The 21,078-nt window shown below is 64.6% G+C and carries 18 protein-coding genes; 6 read left to right on the forward strand and 12 right to left on the reverse strand.

Annotated features, from left to right (window positions below; genetic code table 11):
* Nucleotides 1–20 precede the first annotated feature (20 nt).
* From C1720_RS00825 to C1720_RS12650, 7 genes are all read right to left on the reverse strand, one after another.
* A complete protein-coding gene (locus C1720_RS00825) occupies nt 21–1,157 on the reverse strand; it encodes a Dyp-type peroxidase (RefSeq protein WP_102282903.1) in 1,137 nt (378 codons plus the stop codon).
* Nucleotides 1,158–1,263: 106 nt separating this feature from the next.
* Nucleotides 1,264–3,102 (reverse strand): type IV pilus assembly ATPase TfpB, encoded by a 1,839-nt coding sequence (gene tfpB, locus C1720_RS00830; protein WP_102282904.1) that lies wholly within the window; start codon nt 3,100–3,102, stop codon nt 1,264–1,266.
* A 342-nt stretch (nt 3,103–3,444) separates the two neighbouring features.
* Nucleotides 3,445–4,212 (reverse strand): class I SAM-dependent methyltransferase, encoded by a 768-nt coding sequence (locus C1720_RS00835; RefSeq protein WP_102282905.1) that lies wholly within the window; start codon nt 4,210–4,212, stop codon nt 3,445–3,447.
* Nucleotides 4,199–4,795 (reverse strand): flavin reductase family protein, encoded by a 597-nt coding sequence (locus C1720_RS00840; RefSeq protein ID WP_102284423.1) that lies wholly within the window; start codon nt 4,793–4,795, stop codon nt 4,199–4,201. Before C1720_RS00840 ends, C1720_RS00835 begins: the two co-directional genes overlap by 14 nt.
* A gap of 260 nt (nt 4,796–5,055) precedes the next feature.
* The gene (gene serA / locus C1720_RS00845; protein WP_102282906.1) at nt 5,056–6,285 is read right to left on the reverse strand and encodes a phosphoglycerate dehydrogenase; all 1,230 of its coding nucleotides are present in this window, start codon (nt 6,283–6,285) and stop codon (nt 5,056–5,058) included.
* Between the two features lie 282 nt (nt 6,286–6,567).
* Complete coding sequence (locus tag C1720_RS00850; protein ID WP_146006798.1) at nt 6,568–7,026, reverse strand: hypothetical protein; 459 nt, start codon at nt 7,024–7,026, stop codon at nt 6,568–6,570.
* A gap of 768 nt (nt 7,027–7,794) precedes the next feature.
* Nucleotides 7,795–8,016 carry a hypothetical protein gene (locus C1720_RS12650; RefSeq protein ID WP_146006799.1) on the reverse strand — a complete coding sequence of 74 codons (222 nt, stop codon included), beginning with the start codon at nt 8,014–8,016 and terminating at the stop codon, nt 7,795–7,797.
* A 93-nt stretch (nt 8,017–8,109) separates the two neighbouring features.
* On the opposite strand from C1720_RS12650, the gene C1720_RS13555 reads away from it, so the two are divergent.
* The gene (locus C1720_RS13555) at nt 8,110–8,286 is read left to right on the forward strand and encodes a hypothetical protein (RefSeq protein WP_158241602.1); all 177 of its coding nucleotides are present in this window, start codon (nt 8,110–8,112) and stop codon (nt 8,284–8,286) included.
* A gap of 78 nt (nt 8,287–8,364) precedes the next feature.
* Here C1720_RS13555 and rpiA read toward each other — a convergent pair whose 3' ends face one another.
* Nucleotides 8,365–9,036: a ribose-5-phosphate isomerase RpiA gene (rpiA, locus tag C1720_RS00855; protein WP_102282908.1), complete on the reverse strand. Its 672-nt coding sequence runs from the start codon at nt 9,034–9,036 to the stop codon at nt 8,365–8,367.
* 213 nt (nt 9,037–9,249) lie between these two features.
* Between rpiA and C1720_RS00860 the strand changes: the two genes are divergently transcribed.
* On the forward strand, nt 9,250–10,383 hold the full coding sequence (locus C1720_RS00860) for a quinone-dependent dihydroorotate dehydrogenase (protein WP_102282909.1): 1,134 nt from the start codon (nt 9,250–9,252) through the stop codon (nt 10,381–10,383).
* Here the strand turns inward: C1720_RS00860 and C1720_RS00865 are convergent.
* Nucleotides 10,377–10,613, reverse strand: a complete 237-nt coding sequence (locus C1720_RS00865; RefSeq protein WP_102282910.1) for a hypothetical protein — start codon at nt 10,611–10,613, stop codon at nt 10,377–10,379. The two genes, C1720_RS00860 and C1720_RS00865, sit on opposite strands and share 7 nt — an antisense overlap.
* Before the next feature lie 215 nt (nt 10,614–10,828).
* Here C1720_RS00865 and C1720_RS00870 point away from each other — a divergent pair, with 215 nt between their 5' ends.
* Together C1720_RS00870 and C1720_RS00875 are read left to right on the forward strand one after the other, a co-directional pair.
* Nucleotides 10,829–11,446: a TRAP transporter small permease subunit gene (locus tag C1720_RS00870; RefSeq protein WP_102282911.1), complete on the forward strand. Its 618-nt coding sequence runs from the start codon at nt 10,829–10,831 to the stop codon at nt 11,444–11,446.
* Between the two features lie 16 nt (nt 11,447–11,462).
* Nucleotides 11,463–13,343, forward strand: coding sequence for a TRAP transporter large permease (locus C1720_RS00875; protein ID WP_082203264.1), 1,881 nt, complete (start codon nt 11,463–11,465; stop codon nt 13,341–13,343).
* 114 nt (nt 13,344–13,457) lie between these two features.
* Here C1720_RS00875 and C1720_RS00880 read toward each other — a convergent pair whose 3' ends face one another.
* Both C1720_RS00880 and C1720_RS00885 read right to left on the reverse strand, forming a co-directional pair.
* Entirely contained in the window at nt 13,458–14,540 is a 1,083-nt protein-coding gene (locus C1720_RS00880; protein WP_102282912.1) for a TRAP transporter substrate-binding protein, read from the reverse strand.
* A gap of 344 nt (nt 14,541–14,884) precedes the next feature.
* A complete protein-coding gene (locus tag C1720_RS00885) occupies nt 14,885–15,874 on the reverse strand; it encodes a Bug family tripartite tricarboxylate transporter substrate binding protein (protein WP_102282913.1) in 990 nt (329 codons plus the stop codon).
* A gap of 222 nt (nt 15,875–16,096) precedes the next feature.
* Here C1720_RS00885 and ubiM point away from each other — a divergent pair, with 222 nt between their 5' ends.
* Both ubiM and C1720_RS00895 read left to right on the forward strand, forming a co-directional pair.
* A complete protein-coding gene (gene ubiM / locus C1720_RS00890) occupies nt 16,097–17,311 on the forward strand; it encodes a 5-demethoxyubiquinol-8 5-hydroxylase UbiM (protein ID WP_050715939.1) in 1,215 nt (404 codons plus the stop codon).
* A 494-nt stretch (nt 17,312–17,805) separates the two neighbouring features.
* A complete protein-coding gene (locus tag C1720_RS00895) occupies nt 17,806–19,692 on the forward strand; it encodes a carbohydrate-binding domain-containing protein (protein WP_199170921.1) in 1,887 nt (628 codons plus the stop codon).
* Nucleotides 19,693–19,896: 204 nt separating this feature from the next.
* On the opposite strand, the gene rlmB is transcribed toward C1720_RS00895, so the two are convergent.
* Nucleotides 19,897–20,637: a 23S rRNA (guanosine(2251)-2'-O)-methyltransferase RlmB gene (gene rlmB, locus C1720_RS00900; protein WP_102284424.1), complete on the reverse strand. Its 741-nt coding sequence runs from the start codon at nt 20,635–20,637 to the stop codon at nt 19,897–19,899.
* Between the last annotated feature and the right edge of the window lie 441 nt (nt 20,638–21,078).

Genomic DNA, 21,078 nt, shown 5'->3' on the forward strand with positions numbered 1-21,078 from the left:
TGGGAAAAAGCGGGGCGGCTTCAGCCGCGTTTCCGGGCGGGCGGCGGCTCTTGCGGCTGGCCTTTGAGCGAGCCGATGGCGAGCGCGCCGCTGGCGGCGGTATCGGCGGCAGCGGCGGCATCAGCAGGCGCTGCGGCGGCGTCACCGGCGCTGGCTTCGCCTGCCAGCGGGTTGCCTTCGGCCAGGGCTTCCAGCAGGGGTTCGGAGGGCACGAAAAAGAGCGTGCCGGTCACGGCGGTGCTGTAGTCGAGCAGGCGGTCGTAGTTGCCTTCGGGGCGGCCGATGAACATGTTGGTCAGCATCAGCTCGGTCACGGCCGGGTTGCGCGCGTAGCCGATGAAGTAGGTGCCGTATTCGCCGCGCGAGGGCGTGGCAAAGGGCAGGTTGCCGCGCAGGATGGCCATTTCGTTGCCGTCGTCGTCCTCCACCACGTTCAGCGCCACGTGCGAATTGGCGGGCTTGACTTCGTCGGGCAGCTCGATGTCGTCGGCCTTGGTGCGGCCCATCACGCGCTCTTGCTCTTCGGTCGTCAGGGCATTCCACGCCTTCATGTCGTGCAGGTATTTCTGCACGATGACGTAGCTGCCGCCGGCAAAGTCCGGGTCTTCTTCGCCGATGACGGTGGCCTCGAAGGCTTCCTGCCCTTCGGGGTTTTCGGTGCCGTCCACAAAGCCCACCATCGAGCGTGCGTCAAAGTAGCGAAAGCCGTGCACTTCGTCCACGGGCTGCACGGCGCCATCGAGCGCGCGCATGGCCTGCATGACCAGCTCCTGGCACATGTCTACCGTGTCGGCGCGCACGTGCAAAAGCAAGTCGCCGGGCGTGGCCGGGGCGTGCTTGGCGCCGCGCAGTTCCTTGAAGGGGTGCAAATGCGCGGGGCGGGGGCTGCCGAAGAGGCGGTCCCAGGCGTCGGAGCCGATGCCCACCACCAGATTGAGCTGGCGCGCATCGTCGCGGTGGCCCACGCTGCGGCGCAGGCCGGCGGCGTTGCCGAAAAAGGCGCGCACGGCGTTTTCGGCTTCTTCGCCGGGGGCGATGTTCAGCACGACATAGTGTGCTGCGCCGCCCGCGCCGGCCGTGACGGCCTGGGGCTGGGGAATGGAGAAGGAAGAAGAGGAAAAGGAAGAAGAGGCGTGGGATGCGTCAGGTGTGTTCATGGCGGGATGATGTGGCCGCCGGGGCCGGTTTTTCAAGGCGGTTGGTTCGTGATGGAAGCGGGACGCGAGCGCGGGGCCTGCCCCGCTGGCTCGCCGCCCGCCTTGGTTATTGGCTCAGGGGCGGCGTGGCGGCCATCACTTCTTCCAGTGTGGTCACGCCTTCGGCCACGCGCAGGGCGCCGGCCAGGCGCAGGGGGCGCATGCCGTCGGCCACGGCCTGCTTGCGCAGCTCGGCAAGGACGCCGCCGTGCTGCACTTTGGCCTGGAATTCCTCGCTGACGGTGAGCAGCTCGTGCAGGCCCAGGCGGCCCTTGAAGCCGGTCATGCGGCACTCCACGCAGCCTACGGGCTTGTACAGGTGCGGCTCGGCGTTGAGTTTCCAGGGGCGGATGGCTTCCTTGAGCAGTTCGACGGCGTGCGGGTCTTCATTGGGCTGGCGGCACAGCGGGCAGAGGGTGCGCACCAGGCGCTGCGCCAGCACGCCCAGGATGGTGGCGCTGAGCAGGTAGGCCGGCACGCCCAGCTCCATCAGGCGGGTGAGGGCGCTGGGGGCGTCGTTGGTGTGCAAGGTGCTGAACACCAGGTGGCCGGTGAGGGCGGCCTGCACGGCCATTTCGGCGGTTTCCAGGTCGCGGATTTCGCCAATCATGATGATGTCCGGGTCTTGCCGCATGAGCGCACGCAGGCCCTCGGCAAAGCTGAAGTCGATGGCCGGCTGCACTTGCGTCTGGTTGAAGGCCGGTTCGATCATTTCGATGGGGTCTTCAATGGTGCTGACATTCACTTCTTCAGTGGCCACGCGCTTGAGGGTGGAATACAGCGTGGTGGTTTTGCCGCTGCCGGTGGGGCCGGTGACGAGGATGATGCCGTAGGGGCGGGCGATGAGCGCTTCCCAGCGCGCGGCGTCGTAGCGGGCAAAGCCCAGGGCTTCGAGCGACTTGGAGGCCGATTCGGGGTCGAAGATGCGCATCACCAGCTTTTCGCCAAAGGCGGTGGGCAGGGTTGAGAGGCGCATTTCCACTTCCTGCCCGGCGGGGTTGCGGGTTTTGATGCGGCCGTCCAGCGGGCGGCGCTTTTCCACCACGTCCATGCGGCCCAGCAGCTTGATGCGCGCGGTCATGGCGGCCAGCACGGCCAGCGGGGCCTGATAGACGGGGTGCAGCACGCCGTCGATGCGAAAGCGGATCACGCCCTGGTCGCGCCTTGGCTCCAGGTGAATGTCGCTGGCGCGCTGGTCAAAGGCGTATTGCCACAGCCAGTCCACCACCTGCACCACGCCCTGGTCGTTGGCGTCGAGCTGCTTGTTGCTGCGGCCCAGCTCCACCAGCTGCTCGAAGCTGGCGGTGGCCGAGACGCCGCCGCTGGACTTTTGCACGGCGCGCACGGTTTTGGCCAGCGCGAAGAATTCAGCCGTGTAGCGGCGGATGTCCGCCGGGTTGGCCACCACGCGGCGCACCATGCGCTTGCTCTGGCGCTCCACTTCGGCCACCCAGTCGGTGATGAACGGCTCGCTGGTGGCCACCACCACTTCGCCGCTGGTCACCTGCACGGGCAGCACCTTGTGGCGCTCGGCGTAGGCGGCGCTCATGGTTTCGGCCACTTTGCCGACTTCCACCTTGAGCGGGTCAATGCGCAGGTAGCCCAGGCGCGCGCGCCCGGCCAGGTATTCGGTCAGGCGCTCCACGTCCATCACGTTGCCCTGCGCGTCGGTCACGCCAATGGCGGCCAGGCGCACCAGCGCGTGCTGCGAGCTTTCGGCCTGGCCGATGCGGGCCACAGTGCGCTCGGCTTCTTCGTTGGTGATCACGCCGTCCTGGCGCATCCACTCGATGAGGTGGCGCCATTGCAGCGGGCCGCTGTAGTACTCGGGGTCTGGCGCGGCGGCAAAAGCGTGCTGGGCGTGGTGATGGCGGAGTGCGTGAGGAACGGGCGGCGGGGTGGTCATGGCATTGGGCAGGGCAAAACGCGCGGCGCGGGCATCAGTGTCTGTTCAGCATCTGGCCGCAAAGGGCGGCGGATCGGGCGGATCGGCGGATCGGGATGGGCTGCAAAGCGCCATCCGCAGACGGGCCTTGCCGCCTGCTGGAGGCTTGCAAGGCCCGCGAGCGCCCGGCTCCGCGCTTTTCGCACCCACGGGCAGGCTTTGGGCAGGTTCGCAGAAAGAGGAGCAAATTCAAGGGGGTCAAAAACGGCTTTCGCGCACTATCCACTAGGACATCATGCTATCAATCAGGGAGCGAAAACAGGCGCGCTCCAGCCATGCGCGCCTGCCAGCAAGGCCAGCAGCTTACTTCTCCACCGGCTTGAGCCACTTGAGCCACTGCGGCGCGGGCAGCCCCCAGCGCTGGCGGATTTCTTCGGCGCGCGCGGCCAGCGCCTCGCGCGAGGGGCGGGTGGGCGCGCGCTCGGCCAGCACCACGGTGTTGCCCTCGCGCGTGGGCTTGAAGGCCCAGAGGGCGCGCGCGCCAAAGGCTTCGCCCATGCGCGCCAGGCTGCGCGTGTAGCTGGATGAGCGGCCAAACAGGTTCACGCTCATCACGCCGTGGGCGGTGAGCAGGCGGCGGCAGTCGGCATAGAACGCAGTGCTGTCCAGCACGGGGGCGGCGGCTTCGTGGTCATACAAATCGACTTGCAGCGCGTCCACCGTGCCCAGCCACTCTTCGCGGCGGATTTCCTCGGCGGCATCAGCCAGCACCACGCGCAGGGTGGGGCCGTCTTCCGGCAGGCGAAACCAGTGGCGGCACACGGCCAGCACTTGCGGGTTCAGCTCGATGGCCGTGGTGCACATGCCCACCTGCTTGCAGCAGAACTTGGTTAGCGCGCCTGCGCCCAGGCCCAGCTGCATGGCGTGGCCTTGCACGGCGTCGTCCAGATCGGGCGCGAGCAGCATCCAGCCCATCATGCGCTGCACGTATTCCAGCTCCAGCGCGTAGGGCTGGCGCAGGTTCATGCTGCCCTGCACCCAGGGCGTGCCCAGATGCAGGTGGCGCACCGGGCCATCTTCCGAAATGCTGACTTCGGGCAGGCCGCCGGCTCTGGCATCAGTCGCTGTCATCAACCGGCTCCGTCTGGATGGATGCGCCCGTGGCGTAGAACTGCCCGCCCGCCACGTAGTGCAGGCTGCGCCACTCGGGCGCGCTTTCAAATTGCCAGCGGCCCTGGCGAAAGGCGCGCTCATCCGCCCAGGCCGCCGTGATTTCGCCCATGAACAGGTCATACAGCAGCTCGTTGCGCTTTTCCGGCAGCACGCGGCACGCCAGCCAGGCCGAGCAGCCCGCCACCAGCGGCGCGGGGCAGCCAGGCAAATCAAACAGCCGCGCGCCGGAGTGGGCGAGCTTTTGCGCGTCTGCATGCAGGCTGTGCGTGCCCAGCCAGCGCACCAGCGGCGCCTGCGCCGCCGTGGGCACCTGAATGACGAAGTGGCCGCTTTCCTCAATGAGCGCGCGCGTGGCCGCGCCTTTGTCAATCACCACGGAGAGCTTGTCAAAGTCCAGCACGCAGGCCCAGGCGGCGGCCATCACGTTCTGCCGGCCGCCGCTGCGCGCGGACACCAGCACCGTAGGGCCGTGATTGAGCAGCCGCACGGCCTTGGGCAAAGGCACAGGGGCGATGAAAGGGGGAAGCGGGGCGGATGGCATGGCCGTGATGGAAAGAGCGAAGCGTGAAAGAAAAAGAACGCGCTGGCGGGCCGGAGCAATCGGCGCTGCGGAAAAGAGAGCGGCTTGCGCCGGACTGGCGGGCGCTGGCGGGCTTTGGGACGTTTTCAGGCGCTTCTGAACGCTGGAACCTGCCTGGCCGCCGCGCCCTGTTGCCGCCCGCCATGCGCCAAAAAACAAACTGCCCGCGCCAGGGCGAAACAGGCGCGGGCAGCTCGCGGGGGCAAGGCGCGCAGGCCGGATCAGAACAGCACGCGCACGCGCATCGTGCCCGGCACGGCGCGCAGCTTGTCAATCACGCTGGCGGAAGCGCCCGCGTCCGTGTCAATCACCACGTAGCCCAGCGCGTCATCCGTTTGCAGGTACTGGGCGGCCACGTTGATCTTCGCGTCGGAGAAAACCTGGTTGATGGCCGACATCACGCCCGGCACGTTCTTGTGCACATGCAAGATGCGGTCGCGCCCCGGGTGCTCGGGCAGCGCCACTTCGGGAAAGTTCACCGAGGTGATGGTCGAGCCGTTGTCCGAATACTTCACCAGCTTTTCGGCCACTTCCAGGCCGATATTGGCCTGCGCTTCCATCGTGGAGCCGCCAATGTGCGGCGTGAGCAGCACATTGTCCAGCCCGCGCAGGGGCGACTGGAATTCGTCCTTGTTGGACTTCGGCTCGGACGGAAACACATCCACCGCCGCACCCAGCAGCTTGCCCGACTTGATGGCTTGCGCCAGCGGCTCGATTTCCACCACCGTGCCGCGCGAGGCGTTGATGAAAATGGCGCCCGGCTTGAGCGCCGCAATCTCCTTGGCGCCAATCATCCAGCGCGTGGAAGGCAGGTCCGGCACATGCAGCGAAACGATGTCGCACTGGCCCAGCAAATCGTGCAGATTGCCCACCGGCTGCGCATTGCCCAGCGGCAGCTTGGCCACCACGTCATAAAACAGCACGTTCATGCCCAGCGACTCGGCCAGCACCGAAAGCTGCGAGCCAATGGAGCCGTAGCCCACGATGCCCAGCGTTTTGCCGCGCGCTTCGTACGAATTCGTGGCCGATTTCATCCAGCCGCCGCGATGCGCCGCCGCGTTTTTTTCGGGAATGCCGCGCAGCAGCAAGATGGCCTCGGCCAGCACCAGCTCGGCCACCGAACGCGTGTTGGAATAAGGCGCGTTGAACACCGCCACGCCCTTGTGGCGCGCCGCCTCCAGATCAATCTGGTTGGTGCCTATGCAAAACGCGCCCACGGCCACCAGCTTTTGCGCCGCCGCCAGCGCCTCGGCGTTCAGCTGCGTGCGCGAGCGCAGGCCCACAAAGTGCGCATCGGCAATCTTTTCTTTCAGCTCATCGCCTTGCAGCGCGCCTGGCAGCGTCTCCACATTGGTGTAGCCAGCGTTCTTGAGCACTTCTACTGCCGAAGGGTGTATGCCTTCGAGCAACAGGAATTTGATCTTGCTTTTGTCCAGCGACGTCTTGCTCATGATGTGACCTAGCCTTTGAAGTGGGATGAAACGAAAAAGGGGCGGCGGATTCAACTGAACCGCCGCCCCGGCAGACAAGCGCGGGATGCTAGCACCAACGCCTGAAATAGCCTGACACGCGCCAGCCCGTCTGCGTTCAAACTCTGTTGATGGCCTGGCCGCGAGAGGCAAAAGTGCAGATCAGGGCTATCTGCAAGGTGCAAACCGCTGATGGGCTTTACTGTCCGCTTGCTGCCCGACGAGGCGTTTGCAACGCCCACGTGCAGATTACGAAACAGGCTCTCAACGCCCAGCCAGAGGCGATAAGGTGAAATAGCCCAGCAAATAGCGCCCTTCCTCATCAATCGGCTGCTCGCTCATGGCAAGGGCTTCGGCCCGCTGGCCTTTGCCATCCAGCCAAAGCTCCAGCAAGTCTTTGCCTACGCGGCGGCCCTTAATTTCCTGTCGGGTACCGTTCCAGTCCCTGGCCGCAGCGTCTGCCTGCTTGACATAGGCCACCCAAGTGCCGGGGGTCAGGAAAAAACGGCGCGATTTGATGGCATAGGCGTGGCCCAAAAAGGCCATTGCTTCATCTTCCAGACGGCTGGCTGCTTCCGAAAAATGGCTCGCGTCAGACTCTTGCAGAAAAGAAAAGGGAGGTGGATTTGACATGGTATCGATATCTGCTGCCCAGGTTGCTGCACCCAAAAATAAACAGGTCATCACGCCAGCATTGCGTAGAAATTTCTTCAACCAATTCATTTCAACCCCATATCAATATATTCAATCCCCGTCCTCCTATCATATTTCTCATTCAACAAAAGAATCACCACTGTCAACCGGTATATTTTCATTCACAAGACTCGAATTATTGCGTTGCCAAGGATTCCGCAAACGAAATACAGCCTCGTCATTTTGATCAAAACGAACTCCATCCACCACATAGACATGGTTATCCACCAAATCATCCTGCGGAGCGTTCTTGTCACAAAATAAGCAACGAAAAACCAATTTGATATATATTCCAGGTCTGTTGACAAAGTAACAGGGCACCCTTCTTGCAAGGCTTGCCTGACACGCGCTTCAATACTCTTGGTTTCCCTATTGCAAACGCTTGATCTCGAGAAATACCATCACCTCGCGCCCTTGTGATCGTCTGCATGGCTTCTCTTGCCTTGCCACCTTCATCTATATCCTTCTTCCAAGGCGCCTCCTCTTAATTTAGCGTAAGCAACTTCCATTACAGACAGCCATACAGGCGTGTCAAATTTACCATTGCCAAGTCAAAACTCTAAAATAAAATTGTCAGTTTCATGACTATAAGAAATAGAACTCTGGATTTGATCTGGAGACCGGTCGGCTACAGCTCCAGCATTAGCAATGAAAAGCAATATCCAATACGATCCTGCTGGATATTATCAGCAGAAGGCCTGCCAGACACTCCATACAAATCAGCGGCGCCATAAAAACGTTCATTTTCCAGAGTAGGTGCCACGGGAGGGATAGGGTGACTCCCTTCTCCACGCGCCGCTACATTGGACAAACCAGAACCAAGCTGATTAAGCCGGTGGGTGTCACGTCAGTGGCTGAAGGTGTTGCAGATCTGTTTTCATTGCGGCGGTCTTGGGGAAGCACACCACTGGCAGCAGTAGCTTGTACATGGAAGATGGCATGGATCATGTCTCGAGTGCTGTGCTGACAGGATGCTTTTTTGTTCTTCCCGACAAGCGTTTGCCACTGCTCGTCGTTCATATCGTTTAGGCATATGAAGTGCTATCAATCTAGGCTTTGAGAACAGTCTCTCAAGCCCGCCCAGCCCGCCTTTAACGAGCTGGGTGGAAAGCCATGACAGGCACAGGCGGCAACATCGGCATGACCGCCGTGGCCCGCACGCCCAATGTGCGGGTGATGAATGCCGTGGCCGCCTGGCGGGCGAAGATCGCCAGCGCAGCCGGTCTGATCGCTCATGCCCGCGTCAACCCCGAACAGCTTGGCAGGCGGACTTCAACATTGACAACCTGACCCGCGCAGCAGCGTTTTGCCGCCCTTTGCCACACCCTTTGGCCGCTGCTCTTCACGGGCAGGCTATGGGCAGATCGCTCAATCAAACTGCAAGGTACGCACGCCCTGCTGCGTGGCGAGCAGACAGCAGCTGGCCTTTTGGCGGGCGAACACGCCGACGGTGACCACGCCGGGCCACTGGCTGGTTTCGTTTTCAAAGGCCAGCGGGTCGGTGATGCGCAGGCCCCGCACGTCCAGGATGTGCAGGCCGTTGTCGGTCACGTAGGGCTGGCCGCCACTCATGCGCAGCGCGGCCTGGCCGCCCAGGGCGGCGAACTGGCGGGCCAGGCGCGCGGCGGCCATGGGGATGATTTCCACCGGCAGGGGAAAGCGCCCCAGCGTGTCCACCTGCTTGGAAGCATCGGCAATGCAGATGAAGCGCCTGGCTTGCGCGGCCACGATTTTTTCGCGCGTGAGGGCGCCGCCGCCGCCTTTGAGCATGTGGCCGCGCGGGTCGATTTCGTCCGCGCCGTCGATGTACACGGCCAGCTCGCCGGCCTGCTCCAGCGGCACGACGGCAATGCCCGCCGCGCGCAGCAAGGCCGTGCTGGCTTCGGAGCTGGAGACGGCGCGAATGGCGGCATGGGCTGCAGCAAGGGCGGCGATGAATTTGTTCACGGTGGAGCCGGTGCCCACGCCGATGAGCGCGCCCGCTGGCACGTATTGCAGGGCGGCCTGGCCGACGAGGGTTTTCAATTCATCCTGTGTCATTTTGGGAAAATGTGCCGTTTATCAGAGCACGTTCAGAGTCTGGCCGTGAGGGGCGAAAGCGCGAAATCGGGATGGGCTGCAAGGTACAAACCGAAGACGGACAGGCCTTGTGGTCTAGCAAGGATTCGCAACGCCGCAGACCGCCTGAGTCCGCACTTTCTGCATCCACGCCCAAGCTCTGAACAGTTTCTTAATGTTTTCTGATTATCCAAAATGCCTTTTATGCCTTATGGCCTGATCCGTTCTGCTCTGTTCTGCATGGACGCCGAGGCGGCCCACGAGAAAACGCTGGCGGCGCTGGAGCGCACGCAGAACACCTTCTGGCAGCTTCTGTGGCGGCAGCCGCGCGTGCAAGACCCCGTAACGCTGGCGGGCCTGACGCTGCCCAACCGCGTGGGCCTGGCGGCGGGGCTGGACAAGAACGCCCGCTGCATTGACGCGCTGGCGGGCATGGGCTTTGGCTTTGTGGAAGCGGGCACCGTCACGCCGCTGGCGCAGCCGGGCAATCCCAGGCCGCGCCTGTTCAGGCTGCCGGCGGCGCAGGCGCTCATCAACCGCATGGGCTTCAACAATGAGGGCGTGGCCGCTTTCGTGACGCACGTGTGCACGTCGCGCTTTGCCGAACAGCGGCAAAGCGCCGCCAAGGGCGCGCCGCGCATGGCGCTGGGCCTGAACATCGGCAAGAACGCCGCCACGCCAATGGAGCGGGCGCAAGACGACTATCTGATGTGCCTGGCCGCCGTGTATCCGCATGCCGACTACGTGGCAGTGAACATTTCCAGCCCCAACACCCGGAACCTGCGCGATTTGCAGGCCGATGAGGCGCTGGCCGCGCTGCTGGCGGCGCTCAAGTCGCGCCAGCGCGAGCTGGCCGATGCGCATGGCCGCCACGTGCCGCTTTTTCTGAAGATCGCGCCTGATCTGGACGAGGCGCAAGTGCAGTCCATCGCCGCCGCGCTGCTGGAGCACGGCATGGATGGCGTGATTGCCACCAACACCACGCTCTCGCGCGAGGCCGTGCAGGGCCTGCCCCACGCGCAGGAAGCGGGCGGCCTCTCGGGCGCGCCCGTACGCGAGGCCAGCTGCCGCGTCATCCGCCAGCTGCGCGCAGCGCTGGGCGCAGGCTTTCCCATCATTGGCGCGGGCGGCATCCTGAGCGGGGAAGATGCCGTGGCCAAGATTGAAGCGGGTGCAGACGCCGTGCAGCTGTACACCGGCCTGATCTACAAAGGCCCCGCGCTGGTGGCCGAGGCGGCGCAGGCCATCAAGGCCCATCTGGCCTCGCAGGGCCAGGTCCCGCCTGCTGGCGATGCCTCAGCCGGCCCGCCTGCGGTTGGCGCTCAATAACGGGCGCGCTCGCTGCCTTCTTTGCCGTCCTCTTTGTTGCCTTCCGCCTGCAATGGCTGGCCGCCTGTCCAGGCAGCTTTTGCCTGCGCCGTCCGGCCGGCCTGCAGACGGGCGCGGATTGAGCAGCTTCGCACGTCTTCTCGCACGCCACCCGCTTCCGGGCCTGTCCAGGATCTGGCCGTGGGGGCGACAAACTGAGAAAAGCAAGCCAGTTTCGCTTCTGAATCCATAGCATGAGGTCCTAGTGAAATGGGCGCATATGCCGTTTTTTATGCCCCTGAATCCGCTCCTGTTTTTGCTGCAATCTAACCTGCTGTCCTTTTTCATTTGCCAGCCGCGCTGGCAGGCATGGGCGCGGGAGCGCGGTTTCTGACATGCGGTAACGGTTTGCTGTTTGCCGATAACATTCCCGCTTTTTTTCGCGCATTTTTTTGCGGATTTGCTCATGCAGGCGCTTTTGAAATTCTCGCGGGCGGTGGACTGGCTGAACGGGCTGGTTGGCAAATATGTGATCTGGCTGATTCTGGGCGCCACGCTCATCAGCGCGGGCAATGCGGCGGTGCGCAAGGTGTTTGGCGTGAGTTCCAACGCGCTGCTGGAAGTGCAGTGGTATTTGTTTGCCTGGTCGTTTTTGCTGGCGGCGGGCTATACGCTGCTGCATCGCGAGCATGTGCGCATTGATGTGCTCAGCAGCCGCTTTTCAAGACGCGCGCAGGCGTGGATTGATGTGGCGGGCTTCGCGCTGTTTCTCACGCCGATTTGTCTGGCGGTCATCTACTTGAGCGTGCCGGTGCTGGCCGACAAGTTTCAGACGGGCGAGATGTCGGCCAACACGGGCGGGCTGGTGCGCTGGCCGGTATGGGCGGCGCTGCCGGTGTCGTTCGCGCTGCTGCTGCTGCAAGGCTGGTCGGAGCTGATCAAGCGCATTGCCTTTTTGCGCGGGCAGGGGCCTGACCCGATGGGCCGCATGAGCGACGCGCAGGACGCGCAGGCGCTGGCCGAGGCGCTGCGCGCCGAGCGGGAGGCGGCGCAGGCTGCCGCACCAGAGAAAAGCGCGGGCTGAAGCGGGGGCACAGGCAATGGAATTCGTGGTGGCCAATTTCGCCCCGGTCATGTTCGCGGGGCTGATCGTGTTTTTGCTGCTGGGCTTTCCGGTGGCGTTCAGCCTGGGCGCGTGCGGGCTGTTTTTTGCCTTCGTGGGCGTGCAGCTGGATGTGTTTCCGCCCAGCGTGCTGGCCTGGCTGCCGCAGCGGCTGATCGGCATCATGTCCAACGACACGCTGCTGGCCGTGCCCTTTTTCACGCTGATGGGGCTGGTGCTGGAGCGCAGCGGCATGGCTGAAGATTTGCTGGAGACGGTGGGCCAGGTGTTCGGCCCGCTGCGCGGCGGGCTGGCGCTGGCCGTCATCTTTGTGGGGGCGCTGCTGGCGGCCACCACGGGCGTGGTGGCCGCTTCGGTCATTTCAATGGGGCTGATCTCGCTGCCCATCATGCTGCGCTACGGCTATGACCGGCCGCTGGCGGCTGGCGCCATTGCCGCTTCGGGCACGCTGGCGCAGATCATTCCGCCCTCGCTCGTGCTCATCATCATGGCCGACCAGGTGGGCCGCAGCGTGGGCGACATGTACAAGGGCGCGTTCACGCCCGCTTTCATGCTGGTGGGGCTGTATGTGCTGTATGTGGTGCTTTTGGCGATATTCCGCCCGGCCTGCGTGCCCGCGCTGCCGCCGCAGGCGCGCACGTTCCGCGAGGCCAACGGCAGCAGCGGCTATGCCTCGCTGACGGCGGTGATGGCGCTTTCCATTGGCACGGCCACTGTGCTGGCGCAGAACATGGCCGCCGTGCACACCTGGTGGCTGGGCCGCACGGTGCAGAGCGTGCCCACCGACGAAAAAATCGTGGTGGCCGCCTGCGGCGGCGTGGCGCTGGCGCTGCTCATCGCCCTCATCAACCGGGGGCTGAAGCTGGGGCTGCTTTCGCGCCTGGCCGAGCGGGTGACGTTCGTGCTCATTCCGCCGCTGCTGCTCATCTTTTTAGTGCTGGGCACCATCTTCCTGGGCGTGGCCACGCCTACGGAGGGCGGAGCGATGGGCGCGGTGGGCGCGCTGGTCATGGGCTTTGTGCGCAGGCGGCTGGACTGGGCGCTGCTCAGGCAGGCGCTGGCGGCCACGACCAAGCTGGCCTCGTTTGCCATGTTCATTCTCATTGGCGCCACCATCTTCAGCCTGGTGTTCCAGGCGGCGGACGGCCCGCTGTGGGTGGAACGCCTGCTCAGCGACTTGCCGGGCGGCCCGGTGGGCTTTCTGATTCTGGTGAACGTGATGGTGTTCTTCCTCGCGTTCTTTCTGGACTATTTCGAGCTGTCTTTCATCGTCGTGCCGCTGCTGGCGCCAGTGGCCGAGAAGCTGGGCATTGACCTGGTGTGGTTCGGCGTGCTGCTGGCGGTGAACATGCAGACTTCGTTCCTGCATCCGCCTTTCGGCTTCGCGCTGTTTTTCCTGCGCTCCGTGGCGCCTGCCAGTCCCTATGTGGACCGCGTCACGGGCCAGCTCATGCAGCCGGTGACGACGATGCAGATTTACAAGGGCGCCATTCCCTTCCTGCTGATCCAGCTGTTCATGGTGGGCGTGCTCATCGCCTTTCCGCAGCTGGTCACGGGCAGCCTGGAAGCCAAGGCGGAGGTGGATCTGGACGCCATTGGCCAGCAGATGCTGCAAGACCTGGAGCAGCCTTCCGGCGGCTACGGCGATGCGGCTGATGAAAGCCATGGCGGAGAAGGCGCGGGCGGCTACGGCAGCGAGAGCGGCTATGGCGATGCGCCTGCTGGCGAGTCTTCCGGCAGCGATGCGGGGGGCTATGGCTCATCTGGCGGCTATGGCGCTGGCACGGAAGGCGGCGAGGCCGCGCCGCCGCCGGAAGATGAGCCGCAGGGCTACGGCAGCGAAGCGCCAGCGGAATAACCAGCGGAATAGCCGACGGAATAAAACGGCCATTTTCCATCAGCGCAGTGAATGCGCCGATAAAAAAGAAAGCCGCGATTCGCATCGCGGCTTTCTTGTTCATTTATCCATCATTTACAGCTTCGCGCCATTGATGTACTGGTTGTAGGTGAATTCAGAATAACGGTTCCACAAAATCTGCTCTTTCTGGAAGGCGCGCATGTCGTCAAACACCTTCTTGAATTCGGGTGATTTGTCGCAGTGCTCGGCATACACCTCCTGCGCGGCCTTGAAGCCCGCGTCCACCACCGGTTTGGGGAACATCTTGAACTGCGTGTTGCCTGCGCGCAGGCGCTTGAGCGCTTGCGGATTGCGGGCCTGGTATTTGCTCGTCACCTCAATGGCCGCCACATCGGCGGCGGCGCGCACGGCGGCCTTGTATTCGTCCGGCAGCTTGTCAAAGGCCTTGTTGTTGATGAAAAAGTCAAACTGCGCGCTCGCTTCCCACCAGCCAGGGTAGTAGTAATACGGCGCCACTTTGCTCAGGCCGAGTTTTTCATCGTCATACGGCCCCACGAACTCGGTGGCGTCCAGCGTGCCTTTTTCCAGCGCCTGATACACGTCGCTGCCCGGCATGTTCTGCGCCACCACGCCCAGCTTGGCCATCACTTCGCCAAACAGGCCGCCGCCCAGGCGCATCTTCAGGCCCTTGAGGTCATCGGGCGACTTGATTTCCTTGCGGTACCAGCCGCCCATCTGCGTGGTCGTGTTGCCCGCGCACAGCGCGTGGAAGTTGTATTTCTTGAAAAACTCGTCCAGCAATTTGCCGCCATTGCCCTGGCGGCGCCAGGCTTCCATTTGCAGCGTGGTCAGGCCAAACGGCACGGCGCAGGCAAAGGCGAAAACGGGATCTTTGCCCGTGAAGTAATAGCCGGCGGTCTGCGCAATTTCGATGTTGTTGTCCTGAATCGCGTCCAGCACGCTGAAAGCGGGCATCAGCTCGCCTGCGGCGTGCACCGACACCTCGAACTTGCCGCCCGTCAGCGCCTTGACCACGCGCGAAAACGTCTCGGCGCTGCCCATGAGCGTGTCCAGCGACTTCGGAAAGCTCGAAGCCATGCGCCAGCGCACCGGCTGCTGCGCCTGCACGGCAGGGGCCACGCCAGCGGCCAGCACGCCAGCCAGGCCAGCGCCTTTGATGAGAGAACGACGATCCATGATGGGGGTTCCTTTTGAGTCCATGAAAAAGGGAAAAACAAAGTGTAGTCACGGCCAGCCGCGCCCCGCGTGCAGGAAAACGCCTAATGCCCACCGTCCGGCTGCGAGGCGGCAGATTGAAATGGGGTGGCTAGCTTCGCTATTGAATCAATAGCGTGATGTCCTAGTGGAAACTGCGCAGAACGGTATTTTTGGACCTCTGGATCCGCTCCTGTTTTTGATGGTTCCGGCGAATGCGGCTGTCCGGTTCAGTGCTTGCAGCGCGCGGGCGGCCTGCGGCGGCAAGGCTGGCCCGCCGCTTCACGGGGAGAGGAGGGGAAAACAGCGGAAAAACAGGTTTTCCGTCAGCTCCCCGCCGTGATGCCCGCTTTTTTGATGATGCGGGCATTGGCCTGTGATTCGGCTTGTATCTGCCGGGCAAAGGCAGCAGCGCTGCCGCCAGTGGGCAGGTTGCCGGCGGCTTCGATTTTCTGGCGCGTCTGCGGCTCATTCAGTGCGGCATTGACGGCGGCGTTCATGCGCTCGATAACGGCGGCGGGCGTGCCGGCCGGGGCGAACAGACCGAATACGGAAAAGCGGTTGGCTTCAGGCAGGCCCAGTTCTGAAAGCGTGGGCGTATCGGGCAGCGCTGCCAGGCGGGCGGGAGCGCCTGCGGCCAGGGCGCGCAGCCTGCCCGCGCGCACGTGGCCGATGACAGCAGGGCTGGCGTTGGTGGAGAGCACTTCAAAGTGCCCGCCCAGCGCGTCGTTGATTTGCTGGCCGCCGCCCTTGTAGGGAATGTGGGTGATGTCCACCTTCGCGCTGGCCTTGATTTGCTCCAGCATGACGTGGCCCAGCGCGGCCGAGCCTGCAGTGGCCCAGCGCACGGAGCCGGGTTCCTCCCTGGCGCGCTCCAGCAGCGCCCTGAAGTCAGGCGCGTGGTTGGCGGGCGTGGCCAGCAGCAGCACGGGCGAGGCCAGCACGCTGGCGGCGGGAGCCAGGTCTTTTTGCGGGTCAAATGGCATCTTGCCGCCCAGGTGGGGCAGCAGCGCCACGGGGCTGACGGAGGCAAAGCCGAACGTGCGCCCATCAGGCACGGCCTTGGCTATGGCGCCCAGCCCTATGGCGCCGCCCGCGCCAGCCTTGTTTTCCACCACGGCGCTGACGCCCAGGCGCTGGGCAAGCTGGTCGGCCAGCAGCCGCGCCGTGGCATCGGCCACGCCGCCTGGCGGGTAGGCCACGATGATGCGAATCAGGCCCGCATCTGCACGCGCGGCGAAAGGCGCGGCAGCAAAAGGCAGAACAGTTGCGCGGGCCAGCAAGCCCAGACAGCGGCGGCGGTTGAAGGCAGGCATGGGAATACGGGGTTTTATGAATGTGAATGCTGCGCCTATTGTCAGCCCGCAGGCAAGGCGCTGGCGATGCGAATCGCCATTTTTGGGGCGGGCAAACAAGCGAAGCTGGCGCAGGCAAATGCCTGATTTCCCTGTAATAGGCAGGGGCAATGGCTGGTTTACCATGTGAAAACAGCCGCCTGCATGGCGTGTTTTTTCTTTTGCCCTTCATGGATTTGTTCTATGCAATTTGACATTCTCATCAGCGGCGCTGGCCCGGCGGGCCTGTGCCTGGCGCGCGCGCTTTCGGAATCGGGCCTGAATATCGGCCTGGTTGAGCAGCAATCGCTTCCGGCGCTGGAGCAGGCGCCGTTTGACGGACGCGAAATCGCGCTCACGCAGCGCTCGGCCACGCTGATGCGCGAAATGGGGCTGTGGCAGCGCATTGAAGCCATGGAGCCTGCGGCGTTTTCACCATTGCGCGATGCGCGGGTATTCAATGGCGAATCGCCCTTTTCCATGCAAATCAGCCACCGTCTCACCCGGCGCGACGAGCTGGGCTGGCTGGTTTCCAACTACCTCATCCGCCGCGCCGCGCTGGCCGAAGTGCAGGCCGCCGCCAGCGCGCATGGCCGCATCACCTTGCTGACGGGGCAGGCCGCCACGCAGGTGCGCTGCGGGGCCGAAGGCGCGCAGCTCACGCTGGCCGATGGCGCCACGCACACCGCGCGCCTGCTGGTGGCCGCCGACAGCCGTTTTTCCGTCACGCGCCGCGCCGTGGGCATTGCCGCGCGGCAAAACGACTTTGGCCGCAGCATGCTGGTGTGCCAGATCACGCACGAAGTGCCGCACGAGCACACGGCCTGGGAATGGTTCGATTACGGCCAGACGCTGGCGCTGCTGCCCATGAACGATGACCCGGCCACCGGCATGCCGCGCGCCTCTGCCGTGCTCACGCTGCCGCACCAGGGCATTGAGGCCATGATGGCGCTGGACGAAGCCGCCTTCGGCCAGGACATGACCCGGCGCTTTCATGGCCGCCTGGGCGAAGTGCGCCTGAACAGCACGCGCCACGTGTATCCGCTGGTAGGCGTGATGCCGCGCCGCCTGGTGGCCCCGCGCTTTGCCTGCGTGGGCGATGCGGCCGTGGGCATGCACCCCGTCACGGCGCACGGCTTCAACTTCGGCCTGCTCAGCGTGCAAACCCTGGCGCAGGAGTTGCGCGCCGCCCACGCCGCCGGCCGCGACATCGCCGCCGCCGACGTGCTGGCCCGCTACGAGCGCCGCCACATGCTGGCCACGCGGCCGCTGTATGAAATCACCGGCCTCATCGCGCGCCTGTACACCACCGACTCCGCCCCCGCGCGGCTGCTGCGCGACGCCGCCCTGCACACAGCCCAGCGCCTGACGCCCTTCAAGCGCCTGGTAGCCGCCACGCTGGCGGGCCATGCAGCGTAAGCCTGACCGTAAAGAAGCAAAAGCCAGGAAACCGGAATGGGCCGCCAGGCGCAGACGGGGTTTACGGCCCGCTTGCAGCCCGGCGAGGGCTTGCAAAACCCCCAAGCGCCCGGTCCCGTATTTCCGCACTCACGGACAGAGCCGCTTTCAAGCCCCTCTCATGGCCTGCATGCGCGAAATGAAAAGAGCGAAACGGAAAGAGCAAAACGGGGCGGCAAGCGCGGGCCAGCAAGGCGAATGAAAGGCTGAATACGCGGCATATTCCGCTCCTTTATCAATAGCAATAGGTCCTAGTGAAAATTGCGCTGATGCCAATTTTTACCCCTCGAATTCGCTCCTTTTTTGATTCTGGAATGGACAGCACGCGTCCGCTCACGGGCCGGGGCCTGCGCGGGGTTTCAGCGCGGGCCGGTTCGCGGGTTCGCATGTCCGTAAAAGCAGGTCCGTATAAATTCGCACTTCCCTCAACCACCTGAAACAGGAGCATTTGGATGATGCGAACACTTCAGCGAGGCTTTGTGTGCTTTGCCCTGGCGCTGGGGCTGGCAGGCTGCGGCGGCGGTGATGGAGATGCCGCCAGCGCCGGATCGGCGCCAGTCATCACGGCGCAGCCGCAGTCCGTCACCATTTCCAGCAGCGGGGTGACCACGCTGCGCGTGGCGGCCACGGGCAGCGGCGCGCTCAGCTACCAGTGGCGGCGCGGCGGCGCGGCCATCGGCGGGGCCACGTTTTCCAGCTACACCACCAGCATGGCGGGCAGCTACGCCGTGGTGGTGAGCAACGCCTACGGCAGCGTGACGAGCAACACCGCCACCGTGACGGTTCATGACGACGCGGGCACGCCCGGCAACGCCTGGAACATCCACACCGGCAGCCACGCGCCTGATCTGGCAGACACCAGCGGCTGGCTGCCTCTTTCCATTGCGCTGGACACGCTGGAGGTCAGCAGCGCTTCGCCGCGCCTGTCGGTGAACCGCGCCAGCAGCAGCATGGCCACGGTTTCAGTGGACGGCATGGCGGCCATCACCCTCACGCGCGACAGCTACGGCCTGACCATTCGCAACCAGCTCAGCGGCGACACGCACGTGGCCTTCAACCTCAGCGGCGCGGGCGTCACGCCGCTGACGGTGTACAGCGCCAATGACTACAAGCTGGCGCTCTCGGGCGCGGCCATTGCCAGCGGCGACGGCCCGGCGCTGAACCTGCAATCGAAACAAACGGCCTTCATCGAGCTGACGGGCATCAACACCCTGACCGACTCCGCCACCTGGAGCGCGCGCACCAGGGACGACGGCAGCGCCATGGACCTGAAAGCCACGCTGTTTGCCGAAGGCCCCGTCGTGTTCAGCGGCAGCGGCTCGCTGGCCATCAGCGCCACGCCAAGGCACGCGCTGGCCAGCGACGCGCACGTGCGCCTGCGCAGCGGCACGCTCACCCTCGCGGCCGCCGCCAGGGACGGCCTGCGCGCCGCCCAGGCCTTCGTGATGGATGGCGGGCAGCTGGGCATCACCGCGCCAGCGGGCAAGGGCATCAGGGTAAAAGGCAAGGAAAGCAACGCTGTCGGCAACACGCCGGCGCTGGGCTTTGTCGCCATCAATGACGGCGCGCTGTCCGTCACCAGCCGCGACAAGGGCATGACCGCCTCCTGGAAGAGCAGCGACGGCAAAACGGCCGACACGGCGGACGACCCCGATCCGCGCGTGACGATCAACGGCGGCGCGGTCACCATCACCACCACCGGCGCGCCCCGGGAAAACGCCAATGCGGCGGGCGGCAAAGACGCGCTTTCGCCCAAGGGCATCGAAGCCCGATCCGCGCTCACCGTCAATGGCGGCTCCGTCACCGTCAATGCCACGGACGACGCCTTCAAGGCAGGCTCCGCCGTGACCGTGTCTGGCGGGCGCGTTTACGTTGCCAGCAGCAAAGCCAGCGCGGTGGATTCCAGCGGAGCGCTCACCATCTCCGGCGGCTACATGGTGGCCATTGGCGCCAGCGCCACCGAAAGCGCGCTGAACGCCAGCCGGGGCGCCTTCACCGTCACGGGCGGCGTGTTCGTCGGCATCGGCGGCGGCAACAGCACGCCCGCCGCCGACGCAGCCGCGCAAAACATCATCTCTGCGCGCAACGTGAGCGCCGGCCTGTGGACGCTGCGCGATGCCTCCGGCAACGCCGTGTTCTCATACCACGCGCCGAAACCGGCACAGGCCCTGCTCGCCAGCTCGCCGCTCATCGTCACGGGCGGCTCCTACTCGGCAGTTACGGGCGGCGCGCTGGGCAGCGCGGGCGAAGACTTCCACGGCCTGGCCATCAGCCCCACCACCCACACGGGCGGCACGGCCGGCCGCAGCGTCACCATCTCCGGCCGCCTGACAGCCATGTGAGCCGGACGCCAGCAGGCCCCAGGCGCACCGCAAGCCCCGCCCGGCGCATACGCCCGGCGGGGCTTTTTTTCAGAGCCTGTTCAGCGTCTGGCCGTGAGGGATGAACGCGCGGGAGGCTCTTGCGGCCCGGCGAAGATGGGCAGCGCCGCAGGCTGCCCGATTCCGCGCTTGCCGCACCCACGGATGGATTTCGAGAACAGGCCCTCATCCGCCGCGCTGGCGCAGCGCCTCATACAGGCAAATGCCGCTGGCGACCGAAACATTCAGGCTTTCCACCGCGCCCCGCATGGGAATGCGCACCAGCTCATCGCAGCTTCTGCGCGTGAGCTGGCGCAGCCCCGCGCCCTCCGCGCCCAGCACCAGCGCGGCGGGGCCGGCGAAATCGGCCTCGTACAGCGTCTTTTGCGCCTCACCCGCCGTGCCCGTGACCCAGATGCCGCGCTCCTTGAGTTCGCCCAGCGTGCGCGCCAGATTTGTGACCATGAAATAAGGCACCGTCTCCGCCGCGCCGCTGGCCACCTTGGCCACCGTGGCGTTGATGCCCGCCGCGTGATCCTTGGGCGCGATCACGGCATGCGCGCCCGCGCCATCAGCCACGCGCAGGCATGCACCCAGGTTGTGCGGATCGGTCACGCCATCCAGCACCAGCAGCAGCGGCGGCGCTTGCAGCCCATCCAGCAAATCGTCCAGCGAGCGCGAGCGCTCCAGCTCCGGCACGCGCGCGGCCACGCCCTGATGGCCCGCGCTGCCCGCCAGGCGGGTCAGGCGCAGGCCATCGGCCTCAATCACGCGCGCGCCCGCTTCTTGCGCGCGCGCCAGAAACTGCTTCATGCGCGCATCGCGCCGCGAAGCGTCCACATAAATCTCGATCACGGAAGCAGGCGCGACCTTGAGCCGCACACCCACGGCATGAAAGCCAAACAAAACCTTGGAAGAGCCAGACATGAAGCCACCCGGAAAAAAAGAAAAAAAGCCGGCAGGGGCCGAGCCTTGAAAAAAAGCGAATTCTGGCTGCCCGATACCGGCCACGCCCTCGCACAGCGCAGGCAGGAGCCAGCCCGCGCCTTGCGCCCCATGGCGGTTTTCCCCTCGCATTCCACATTCCGCCCCTTTGCCCCTCACGGCCAGACTTTGGGCAGGTTCTTGCAGAACAGGGCGCGGCTGCCATTGACAAGACCAGTGCGGAGCGCGATCGCGGACTGGGCCAGCCATGAATGCACAGCGATGAATATGCGGCTTTATTTTGCTCTTTAATTAATAGCTAGATGTCCTAGTGGAAAGTGCGCAGACAGGCATTTTTACCCCATCAAATTAGCTCCTGTTTTTGATGAATCCGGGCGGGTACGCCTGTCCGGTTCAGCCGCCTGCGGCGCGGGGCCGGGCGGG

Source organism: Ottowia massiliensis, from assembly GCF_900240305.1.
In the GTDB taxonomy this organism is placed as follows: Bacteria; Pseudomonadota; Gammaproteobacteria; order Burkholderiales; family Burkholderiaceae_C; genus Ottowia; species Ottowia massiliensis.